This window comes from Corallococcus aberystwythensis, assembly GCF_003612165.1.
Classification (GTDB): domain Bacteria; phylum Myxococcota; class Myxococcia; order Myxococcales; family Myxococcaceae; genus Corallococcus; species Corallococcus aberystwythensis.
In genome coordinates, this window is sequence record NZ_RAWK01000120.1 from 17,449 (window position 1) to 28,957 (window position 11,509).

Here is an 11,509-nt window from a genome sequence, read left to right on the forward strand (position 1 = left end):
GGGCCCTGCGCCTTAAGGCTTCGCGACGGGCTTCGCCTGAGCGAACACACCGTCCTGCCACTGATAGACCTCGCGCTCCGTAACCTTCCGCGGCTTGCCTTCTTCCTCCTCTTCCACGCTCGTGCGCACCACCAGCGCGCGCTTCGCGGCTGGCTGGAAGGAGACCTTGAACGTGCTCTCGTTCGGGGGATCCATCAGCCCGCCCAGCTCCAGCGCCAGCTTCGCCTTGCCCAGCACGCCCGGCTTCCCATTGGAACCCGTGTAGCTCACGTAGGACGTGACGAAGTCGCCACAGCGCTCCGGCGCGGACTCCAGCTGAAGCAGCATCACGCCCGCCTCCTTCGCGGGGACCAGCTTCACCGTCACCGGGCCGCCCCGCCCTCCGCCGTAGTCCGTGGACGCCACCGCCACGTCCACGCTGCTCACGCGGCGGGGCGGCTTCACGTTCGGCTCCAGCACGCGCACGCGCGCCTTGAACTCATTGCTCATCACCACCGTGGCCACTTCCATTTCGCCGTCCCCGTCCAGGTCGGCCTCGAAGCGGAACGGCGTGAGCGTGTTGCCGAAGACCCAGCCGGTGGCGGGAGCCGCCTTGGCGTCCACGACCGCCACCTGGTACCAGGTGTTGACGTACTCGCCGACCTGCGCGCGAACCCCTGCCTTGAGCACGCGCACGGGCGTGCCCAGCATCAGCGTCCGCACCACGCCCGCGTCCGCCGCCGCGCTCGCGCGCAGGTTCGCCTCGTCCACGCCCAGGTAGAGCGTCTGTCCCGCCGTGAAGGCGGTGAACGCGACGCCCTCCGGATCCGGCGCGCTCTCCTCCGTGAACGGTTGGCTGTATTCGAGCACCGCGTCCGAAGCCGGGGTGGGCTGCGCCAGGGTGAGGGACAGCAGGAGCGCGGGCGTCAGCATCACGAAAAGGTCCGGAAGTGAGAGGTTCCCGGGTTTATCCCCCGTCCACGCCCACCATCCAAGGGGCCCTCCGGTCCCTGGCTTCGTCGTTTGGATCGCAACCAGGGCCTGGACGCCCGCCCGCCCTCTTGTCAGCGGAGCGCGAGTGGAGGTCCGGCCGCGAGTGGCCCCTGTCTCAAGACCTCGTTACCTCTAGAGGACCGTGGCCACCGCGACCCACCAGGAACGAACGCCGCTGGTTTCCGTGACGCCGCAGGGCCTGTACTGCCAGGCGGGGAACTTCCACATCGACCCGTGGCGTCCGGTGGAGCGGGCGCTCGTGACGCATGCGCACGGTGATCACGCCCGGAGCGGCAGCAAGCGCTACCTGGGAGCCCGCGCGGGACTGGGCCTGCTGCAACGAAGGCTGGGCGCGGACTCGGTCATCGACACGCTGGAGTACGGCGAGACGCTGAAGGTGGGCGACACCACCGTGAGCTTCCACCCGGCGGGCCACGTGCTGGGCAGCGCGCAGATCCGCGTGGAGCACCGGGGCGAGGTGTGGATCATCTCCGGCGACTACAAGCGCACGCCGGACCCCACGTGCGCGCCCTTTGAAGTGGTGCGCTGCCACACCTTCATCACCGAGGCCACGTTCGGCCTGCCCATCTTCCGCTGGGATGACACGAGCGTCGTGGCCCAGGACATCCTGCGCTGGTGGGACATGAACCGCGAGGCAGGGCGCTCGGCGGTGCTGTTCTGCTACGCGCTGGGCAAGGCGCAGCGGCTGTTGGCGGAGCTGGGAAAGCTGACGGACCGGCCCGCTTACGTGCACGGCGCGGTGAACGGGCTCGTCACCGCGTACCGCGAGGCAGGCATCCCGATGCTGCCCACGCAGATGGTGTCGGAGACGGAGAAGGGCACGTCCTTCGCGGGCGCGCTGGTGCTCGCGCCGCCGAGCGCGGCCGGCTCCACGTGGATGCGCCGCTTCGGTGAAGCGGAGACGGGCTTCGCGTCGGGGTGGATGCGCGTGCGCGGCAACCGGCGCCGGCGCGGCTACGACCGGGGCTTCGTGCTCTCCGACCACGCGGACTGGCCGGACCTCCTGCGCACGGTGGCGGACACGCAGGCGGAGAAGGTGCTGGTGACTCACGGCTACACCGACCCTTTGTCGCACTACCTGCGGGAGCGGGGCGTGGATGCCTCGCCGCTCGCCACGCCCTTCGAGGGCGAAGCGGAGGAGTGACGCGTGCGAGCACTGGCCGACCTGTACGACACGCTCGACCAGACGACCTCCACCAACGCGAAGGTGGAGGCGATGGCGCAGTACTTCCGGAAGACGCCGCCGGAGGACGCCGCCTGGGGGCTGTTCTTCCTCACGGGTCAGAAGCTCAAGCGGCTGCTCACGTCGAAGCTGCTGACGGGCTGGACGCAGGAGCTGACGGGCATCCCGGACTGGCTCTTCGACGAGGTCTACGCGTCGGTGGGAGACCTGGCGGAGGTGATTGCCCTGCTGCTCGACGGCGCGAACCTCCCGCCCGAGCACGCCGAGGAGCTTCCCCTCTCACGGTGGTTGGAAGAGCGCCTGTTGCCCCTGCGCGGACTGGAAGCCGCGGAGCAGCGCGAGCGCGTGGTGGGCTGGTGGAAGTCCATGCCCCGCCGTGAGCTGTTCCTGCTCAACAAGATGCTCACGGGCGAACTGCGCGTGGGCGTGTCCAACACGCTGGTGGTGCGAGCCATCGCGCAGGTGACAGGCCTGCCGCCGCCCAGCGTGGCGCACCGGCTGATGGGCACCTGGACGCCGACGAAGGCCTTCTTCGAACAGCTCGTGGCGCCGGACGTGTCGGACGGGCACGTGTCACGCCCGTATCCGTACTACCTCGCGTCCCCGCTGGAGCAGCCTGCGGAGTCCCTGGGTGAAGTGGGTGAGTGGCTCGTCGAATGGAAGTGGGACGGAATCCGCGGGCAGCTCATCCGCCGCCAGGGCGACGTGTTCCTCTGGAGCCGTGGCGAGGAGCTGATCACCGAACGCTTCCCCGAAATCACCGAGGCCGCCCGGGCCCTGCCCGAGGGCACGGTGCTCGACGGCGAGGTGATGGCCTACGAGGACGGCACGCCCCTGCCCTTCGCCCGGCTCCAGCGCCGCATTGGCAGACAGAAGCTCACGCCCAAGGTGCTGGCGGAGGCCCCCGCCGCGTTCGTCGTCTACGACCTGCTGGAGCAGGACGGAAAGGACGTGCGCGAGCTGCCCCTGCGCGAGCGCCGCGCGCGGCTGGAGGCCCTGCTCAAGGACCACCCGCGCTTCCCCATCTCGCCCTCGGTGACGGCGCCGTCGTGGGAGGCGCTGGCGGAGCTGCGCAAGGAGTCCCGCGAGCGCAACGTCGAAGGCCTGATGATCAAGCGTCTGGATTCGGTGTACCAGACGGGCCGCAAGCGCGGCGATTGGTGGAAGTGGAAGATCGACCCGTACACGGTGGACGCGGTGCTGCTCTACGCGCACCCGGGTCACGGCCGGCGCTCGTCGCTCTACACGGACTACACCTTCGCGGTGTGGAACGGCGAGGACCTGCTGCCGGTGACGAAGGCCTACTCGGGCCTCACCGACGAGGAGATTGGCCGGCTGGACCGGTGGATCCGCGCCCACACGCGGGAGAAGTTCGGTCCGGTGCGCTCGGTGGATCCGGAGCAGGTGTTCGAGCTGCACTTCGAAGCCATCGCCCCGTCCCCGCGCCACAAGTCAGGCATCGCCCTGCGCTTCCCGCGCATTGCCCGCTGGCGCGCGGACAAGACGGCCAGGGACGCGGACACGCTCGACTCGCTGAAGGGGCTGCTCCATGCAGCCCACTAAGCCGCGCCGCCGCAATCGCATGCGTGGCAAGCACGCGCCGGAAAATCAGCTCAAAGCACCAAGGCCCGCGCGGACCCGTGCGAAGCGTCCTGTCCCCCGTGCCCCCTCGCCGTACCAGGGCACGCCCATGGAGCAGCTTCGCCAGTGGTTCGGGTCCAAGGGTTGGAAGCCCTACGCCTTCCAGGAGGAGGCCTGGGCGGCCTACGCACGAGGAGACAGCGGCCTCATCCACGTGCCCACCGGCGCGGGCAAGACGTATGCGGCGTACATCGGCCCGCTGGCGGACGCAGCGCAGCGCAATGAGAAGGGCCTTCAAGTCCTCTACCTCACGCCACTGCGAGCGGTGTCGCGCGACGTGGAGCAGGCCCTGCGCGAACCGCTGATGGCATTGGACGCGGACCTGGAGGTGGAGAGCCGCACGGGCGACACGTCCGCCTCCGTGCGCCAGCGACAGCGCGAGCGCCTGCCCCAGGTCCTCATCACCACGCCGGAATCCCTGTCACTGCTCCTGACGCAGGAGCAGGCGGCGGAGAACTTCGCCTCCCTGCGCGCCGTCATCGTGGATGAGTGGCACGAACTGCTCGCCTCCAAGCGAGGCACCCAGGTGGAGCTGGCCCTGGCCCGTCTGCGCCACTTCGCTCCGGGCCTGCGCATCTGGGCGTTGTCCGCCACGCTCGCCAACCTGGAGGAGGCCGCGCGCACCGTCGTCGGCACGGACCGCAAGCCCACGCTGGTGAGCGCGGACCTGCAGCGCCCGGTGGACGTGGAGACGCTGTTGCCGGCGGAGGTGGACACGTTCCCGTGGGCGGGGCACCTGGGCTTCTCCATGCTCCCGCGCGTGGCGGAGTGGTTGGATCCGACGCAGTCCACGCTCCTCTTCACCAATACGCGTTCACAGGCGGAGCGCTGGTTCGAAGGCCTGCGCTTCCTGCGCCCCGAATGGGAGCACCTGCTCGCGCTGCATCACGGCTCCATCGACCGCGAGGAACGCGAGCGCGTGGAGGGAGGCCTCAAGGACGGCAGCCTGCGTCTCGTCGTGTGCACGTCCTCGCTGGACCTGGGCGTGGACTTCGGCCCGGTGGAGCGCGTCATCCAGATAGGCAGTCCCAAGGGCATCGGCCGCACCCTCCAGCGCGCGGGCCGCAGCGCGCACCGCCCCGGCGCCACCTGCCGCATCCTCTTCGTCCCCACGCACGCGCTCGAGCTGGTGGAGATGGCCGCCGCCCGGGACGCCATCGCGAGCCGCGAAGTGGAGCCGCGCACGCCGCTGTCCAAGCCGCTCGACGTGCTGGCCCAGCACCTGGTGACGTGCGCGCTGGGAGGAGGTTTCACCCGCGAAGCCCTGCGCGACGAGGTCCGCACCGCCACGAGCTACGCGTCCCTCACCGATGAGGAGTTCGACTGGGCCCTCGCCCTGGTGCGCGAGGGCGGCCCCACGCTGCGCGCCTACCCGGAGTTCCGCCGCGTGGTGGAGGTGGACGGCCTCTTCCGCGTGCCGGACGTGCGGCTCGCCCGGCTGCACAAGCTCAACATCGGCACCATCACGTCGGACGCGTCCGTGCAGCTGCGCTACTGGAGCGGCGGCAACCTGGGCACGGTGGAGGAGTCCTACGTCAGCCGCTTGAAGCCCGGGGACACCTTCCTCTTCGCGGGCCGCCGGCTGGAGTTCAGCCGCTTCAAGGACATGACGGCCTACGTGAAGCCCGCGAAGGCCAAGGCCACGCAGACGCCGCGCTGGGGCGGCAGCCGCCTGCCCCTCTCCACGTCACTCGCGGCCGCGATGCGCCGCACGTTGGAAGCCGCGCGCCAGGGCGACGTCACCCGGGATGAAATCGCCGCCGCCTGGCCCATCCTCGACGCGCAGGCCCGCCTGTCGCGCATCCCCGGCGACGGCCGCTGTCTGGCGGAGACCTGCCGCACGCGAGACGGCCACCACCTCTTCCTCTATCCGTTCGAAGGAAGGCTCGTGCACGAAGGCCTGGCGGCGCTGATTGCCCTGCGCCTCACGCGATTGCAGAAGGCCACCTTCAGCCTGTCGGTGAACGACTACGGCATGGAGCTGCTCACCCCCACGCCCTTCCCCTTCGACGAAGCCCTGCGCCCCGCCCTCTTCACCCGCGAGCGGCTGGTGGAGGACATCCTGGAGAGCGTGAACCTGAGCGAGCTCGCGCGCCGGCAGTTCCGCGACATCGCCCGCGTGGCCGGGCTGGTGATGCCGGGCCTGCCCGGAGCGCGCAAGTCCACCCGTCAGGTGCAGGCCAGCTCCGCGCTCCTCTATGACGTCTTCGTGAAGTACGACCCGGACAACCTCCTGCTACGCCAGGCGCGCCGCGAGGTGCTGGAGCAGCAGTTCGAACAGGGCAGGCTCGCGCGCACCCTGGAGCGCCTGGAGGCGCGCCCCGTCGAAGTCGTCCACGTCCACCGGCCCTCGCCGCTGGCCTTCCCGCTCGTCGTCGAGCGCATCAGCGCGAGCGTGTCCAACGAATCCCTGCTGGACCGCGTGGAGCGCCTCAAGGAGCGATGGTCCCAGGCCGATGCCAGACCCGCGTAGCGGACGTGGACGTGGAGCTTCTCCCGGAACGGGCCTTGCATTGGCCCCAGGCCGGCGTGCTGGCCGTGTCCGACCTGCATTGGGGCAAGACGGAGTCCTTCCAGCAGCACGGCATCCCCCTGCCCCTGGGGGTCCTGGATGACGACCTGGCCCGCCTCTCCGCCGCCCTCACCGCCACCGGCGCCCGGCGCCTCCTCTTGGTGGGGGACCTCGTCCACTCGCGTCAGGGGCTCACCGCAGACGTCATCAGCCGGGTGAATACCTGGCGCGAAGCCCATGCTTCACTAGAAGTCGTGCTGATACGCGGCAACCACGACCGTCACGTCCGGACCCTTCCCCTCACCTGGCGGATGGAGGATCGCGAGGACGTATTAGATGAAGGCCCGTTCCGCTTCGCCCACCACCCGGAGCCCGCCGCCGGGCGCTACGTGTGGGCCGGCCATCTCCACCCCATGGTGCGCCTGACGGGCGGAGCGGACCGGCTGCGGCTGCCCTGCTTCCACCTGCGCCCCGGGGTGGGCGTCCTGCCCGCGTTCAGCGCCTTCACGGGAGGGCTGGACGTGCGGCGGGGCAAGAAGGACCGCGTCTACGCCGTCGCCGGCACCGCGGTGGTGGAGGTCTAGCGCCATGAGCCAGGCCAAGCGCCGCCGCGTCCTGGGGATCATCGCCACGGACACCACCTTCGAGCGCGTCCCGCACCGGGGCACCGAGGTGTGGATGGGCAAGTGCCTGCACTGCAACGCCCACCTCACCGTGGGCCTGGACGGCGAGCCCATCAGCCGCGCCACCATCGAGCACATCGTGCCCCGGACCGCCGGCGGCACCGACGCGCTGGAGAACCTGGGCCTCGCCTGTGCCCGCTGCAACCAGGGCAAGGGCAGCCGCCATGACGCCCACTTCCACCGCGACGCCCGCGTGCGCGAGCTGGTGGATCGGCTGCTCCAGAAGCGCCGCGATCGCTGGCGCGACCCGGACTCCCAGTAGCCCCGCTTCAGGCGAGGCACGGACCGTCGCACCCTGTAGCGCGCACCCTGAGAGGGATTGATCCCCGAGGGCGGAGCCCCCTCGCGCAAAGCTCCCTTCCGATCGCCAGAAGCGGGATTCATCACCTCGCGCGGGCAACTTGTCGCAACCGCCCCAGAAGGTGCTAAGCGCTCCTTATTCCCACTCCCCACAACATGGTTGACACTGCCGTGCTCATGAATGATGGTCCCGCGCCGCGTTGGGTCGGGAAATGCATGAGGGACCCACGCCCACGGCACCATCCTAGAGGTTCGTTGGACGTGACTGCCTTGCCGTCTGAGCGCCAGGAGCCACCGCCCGCCCGGTCCACCGGGACCGGGACGGCCCCCCTGACTTCCGCGCCGAACGGTTTCCCCGCGTCCACTCCTGCTTTCATGTCGCCTTCAGTCCCCTTGCCCCTGGTCCTGGTATGAGCGGCCCTCTCTTCCCACGCTGGACGAATACGGTGTCGCGCCTGTCGGCCGCGATGCTCCTCGCCGTGCCCGCCATCGCCATCGGCGGCCTCCTGGCCTACGTGCGCTCGCCGCTCGTGACCAATCAGGCCCGCCCGGTGGAACAGCCCATCGAGTTCGACCACCGGCACCACGCCGGTGACGAGCAGATCGACTGTCGCTACTGCCACTGGACGGTGGAGAAGTCCCCGTCGGCGGGCATCCCCTCCACCACCGTGTGCATGTCCTGCCACGCGCAGGTGTGGAACAAGAGCCCGTACCTCACCGAGGTCCGCAAGGCGTTCTTCGCTGACCAGCCCATCCCCTGGGTCCGCGTCCACAACCTGCCGGACTTCGTCTACTTCAACCACTCCATCCATGTGAGCAAGGGCGTCGGCTGCGCCACCTGCCATGGCCGCGTGGACCAGATGGGCGCCATCGAGCAGGCCGCCCCGCTGACGATGAGCTGGTGCCTGGACTGCCACCGCAACCCCGGCCCCAGCCTCCGGCCCCAGGAGTTCATCACCAGCATGACCTGGGCGCCCCCCACGGAGAAGGCGGAGGCCTCGGCCCTCGCCGAGAAGCTCTCCAAGGAATACGACGTTCACTCGCGCACGAGCTGCTCCACATGCCACCGATGAACACCAAGCCTGACAGCGCGCCCGCGCAGGAAACCCCCTCGTCCTTCGCGCTCCCGGTCGTCTCGGGCCGCAACGAGGCCGCCCCCCACGCGCACGCCCACGACGACGTCGTGACCGAAGCGCTCGAGCACGCCTCCACCCGCGCCGTCCCGGCGGAGGGCGCGTACGGCAAGACGTACTGGCTCGGCCTGGAGGAGAAGCTCGCCACGCCGGAGTTCCTGGAGGAGACCCGCCCGGAGTTCCCTGTCGGCGCGGACCTTCCCCCCACCGGCTTCGTCCGCCGCGAGTTCATGCAGCTGCTGGGCGCGTCGCTCGCCCTGGCCGGCGCCACCGCGTGCAGCACCCGCCCTCAGGACGAGCGGCTGGTGGCGTACACGAAGACGCCGCCGGAAGTCGCCCCGGGCAACCCGCTGCACTACGCGTCCGGCATGACGCTCGCGGGCCACACCTCCGGCCTGCTCATCACCGCGCGTGAAGGCCGCCCGGTCAAGGTCGAGGGCAACCCCCAGCACCCCATCAACCAGGGCGCCGCGGGCATCTTCGAGCAGGCGTTCCTGCTCTCCCTCTATGACCCGCAGCGCGCCCGCGTGCTGCGCCAGGGCAACAACCCCCGCTCGCTGCGCGTGCTGGCCGAGGACATCTCCAACCTCGTCAGCCAGAGGGCCGCGGCCGACGGCGGCAGCCGCCTGCGCTTCCTCACGGAGCCCATCAGCTCCCCGATGCTGCGCGACGTGACGGGCCGCATCCAGCGCAAGCTGCCCAACGCGCGCTTCCATGCGTTCGCGTCCCTGTCGCACTCCACCGCCGCCGAGGCGAACCGCGCCCTGTTCGGCCAGCCCGTGCAGGCCGTCTACGAGCTGACCCGCGCGGACGTCATCGTCTCGCTGGACGCGGACTTCCTGGAGAGCCGCCCGGAGAACCTGGCCCTCAACCGCCAGTTCGCGGACCGCCGCGACCCGAAGAACGGCGAGCTCAACCGCCTCTACGTGGCGGAATCCCGCATGTCGATCACCGGCGGCATGGCGGACCACCGCCTGCGCGTGAAGTCCGCCGAGGTCTTCGGCATCGCCGCCGCGCTGGCGCAGGCCGTGGGTGGCCCCGCCGCCAGCCTGGGCGCCGCCGCGTCCGGCAAGGCCGGCACGCTGGACCCGAAGGTCTCCTCGTGGGTGCAGGCCGTGGCCCAGGACCTCAAGTCCAAGGCCGGCCGCTCCGTGGTGCTCGCCGGTGAGCGTCAGCCCGCCGCCGTGCACGCGCTGGCCCAGGCCATCAACGCCGCGCTGGGCAACGTGGGCACGACCGTGAAGGTCGTCCCGGCCGCCGCCCCGGAGGCCTCGGGCCTGTCGGAGATCAGCGCGCTGGTCGCGGACATCAAGGCCGGCCGCGTGGACACGCTGGTCATCACCGCCACCAACCCCCTCTACGCCCTGCCGGTGGACGCGGGCCTGGCGGAGGTGCTGGACCCCAAGCAGAACGCCAACCGCAAGGCGCTCTCCGTCCTGTACGCGGGCCACTACGAGGACGAGACCTCCAAGTTCGCTGACTGGTTCGTGCCCCTGGCGCACCAGTTGGAGACCTGGAGCGACGGCCGCGCGGTGGACGGCACCGTCAGCATCGCGCAGCCCCTCATCCAGCCGCTCTTCAACGGCGTGCCGGAAGCGGAGCTGTACGCGCTGTTCCTCGACGAGCCCTTCCGCCCCGCCTACCAGCTGCTGCGCGACTACTGGACCGCGCAGGGTGGCGAGGCCGGCCGCGCCGACTTCGAGACCCGCTGGGAGACCTGGGTCTCCGAGGGCGTCGTCCCCGGCAGCATCGCCGCCGCGCTGACGGCCACCCCGGACACCGGCGCCGCCTCCGCGCTGGTCGCCGCCTACCAGCCGCCCGCGGCCGGTGAGCTGGAGATCAACTTCGTCCACGACTACAAGGTCCTGGACGGCCGCTTCGCGAACAACGCGTGGCTCCAGGAGACGCCGGACCCCATCACGAAGATCGTCTGGGAGAACGCCGCCATCCTCAGCCCCGCCACCGCCAAGCGGCTGGGCCTGGAGAACGGCCACCTCGCGGAGCTGGAGTACGGCGGCCGCAAGCTGCAGGTCCCCGTCACCGTCCTCCCCGGCAACGCGGACGACACCGTCACCGTGGCCCTGGGCTACGGCCGCACGGGCCTGCACGAGGTCGTGGCCAAGGGCGTGGGCTTCAACGCCAACCAGCTGCGCACCGTGAACGCCCCCTGGTTCGACGGCGGCGCCAAGCTGACCAAGGTCCGCGGCAGCCACACCTTCGCCCGCACCCAGTACCACTGGCGCATGGAGGGCCGCCCGCTGGCGCTCGACATGTCCGTGAGCGAGCTCAAGCACCCGTCCCGGGAGACGGAGCACGTCCTGGAGCGCGTCCAGGCCAAGTACGAGCTGGGCAAGCAGAACAACCTGCCCGACTTCGAGTACGCCAAGACGCCGCAGGAGGGCTACAAGTGGGGCATGTCCATCGACCTGTCGCGCTGCACGGGCTGCAGCGCGTGCGTCATGGCCTGCCAGGCGGAGAACAACATCCCCGTCGTCGGCAAGGAGCAGGTGGGCCGCGGCCGTGAGATGAACTGGCTGCGCATCGACCGCTACTTCCAGGGCGATGAGAACAACCCCGCCATGGTCATGCAGCCCGTCGCGTGCGTGCACTGCGAGAAGGCCCCCTGCGAGTACGTCTGCCCGGTGAACGCCACCGTGCACTCGGACGAGGGCCTCAACGACATGGTGTACAACCGCTGCATCGGCACGCGGTACTGCTCCAACAACTGCCCCTACAAGGTCCGCCGCTTCAACTACCTGCACTACACGCAGGGCAAGACGCCGACCGAGAAGATGCTGATGAACCCGGACGTCACGGTGCGCAACCGCGGCGTCATGGAGAAGTGCACCTACTGCGTGCAGCGCATCGAGCGCGTCCGCATCAACGCCCGCGTCGAGAAGCGCCTCATCCAGGAGAAGGAACTCCAGACGGCGTGCCAGCAGACCTGCCCCACCCAGGCCATTGCCTTCGGCTCGCTCGCGGATCCCGCCCAGCGCGTCACCCAGCTCCACGAGGACGAGCGTGCCTACCGGCTCCTGCACGAGCTGGGCACCCGCCCCCGTAC

General features: G+C 70.2%; 8 protein-coding genes. 7 read left to right on the plus strand and 1 reads right to left on the minus strand.

Going from position 1 to position 11,509, the window contains the following annotated elements; all coding sequences use genetic code 11:
* Window positions 1-12 precede the first annotated feature (12 nt).
* Window positions 13-912, minus strand: coding sequence for an SH3 domain-containing protein (locus D7W81_RS20645; protein WP_120557100.1), 900 nt, complete (start codon window positions 910-912; stop codon window positions 13-15).
* Between the two features lie 202 nt (window positions 913-1,114).
* Here D7W81_RS20645 and D7W81_RS20650 point away from each other — a divergent pair, with 202 nt between their 5' ends.
* The 7 genes from D7W81_RS20650 to D7W81_RS20680 all read left to right on the plus strand — a co-directional run.
* The gene (locus tag D7W81_RS20650) at window positions 1,115-2,137 is read left to right on the plus strand and encodes a ligase-associated DNA damage response exonuclease (protein WP_120557101.1); all 1,023 of its coding nucleotides are present in this window, start codon (window positions 1,115-1,117) and stop codon (window positions 2,135-2,137) included.
* A gap of 3 nt (window positions 2,138-2,140) precedes the next feature.
* Entirely contained in the window at window positions 2,141-3,739 is a 1,599-nt protein-coding gene (locus D7W81_RS20655) for an ATP-dependent DNA ligase (RefSeq protein WP_120557102.1), read from the plus strand.
* Window positions 3,740-3,866: 127 nt separating this feature from the next.
* Window positions 3,867-6,290, plus strand: coding sequence for a ligase-associated DNA damage response DEXH box helicase (locus tag D7W81_RS20660; protein WP_244227319.1), 2,424 nt, complete (start codon window positions 3,867-3,869; stop codon window positions 6,288-6,290).
* The gene (gene pdeM, locus D7W81_RS20665; protein WP_120557104.1) at window positions 6,260-6,913 is read left to right on the plus strand and encodes a ligase-associated DNA damage response endonuclease PdeM; all 654 of its coding nucleotides are present in this window, start codon (window positions 6,260-6,262) and stop codon (window positions 6,911-6,913) included. The genes D7W81_RS20660 and pdeM overlap by 31 nt, the downstream gene beginning before the upstream one ends.
* 4 nt (window positions 6,914-6,917) lie before the next feature.
* Window positions 6,918-7,274 carry an HNH endonuclease gene (locus tag D7W81_RS20670; RefSeq protein WP_120557105.1) on the plus strand — a complete coding sequence of 119 codons (357 nt, stop codon included), beginning with the start codon at window positions 6,918-6,920 and terminating at the stop codon, window positions 7,272-7,274.
* Window positions 7,275-7,722: 448 nt separating this feature from the next.
* Window positions 7,723-8,385, plus strand: coding sequence for a cytochrome c3 family protein (locus D7W81_RS20675; protein ID WP_120557106.1), 663 nt, complete (start codon window positions 7,723-7,725; stop codon window positions 8,383-8,385).
* Window positions 8,382-11,509, plus strand: a 3,128-nt coding sequence (locus tag D7W81_RS20680) for a TAT-variant-translocated molybdopterin oxidoreductase (RefSeq protein WP_120557108.1), incomplete at its 3' end; no start/stop codon positions are given. The genes D7W81_RS20675 and D7W81_RS20680, both read left to right, overlap by 4 nt.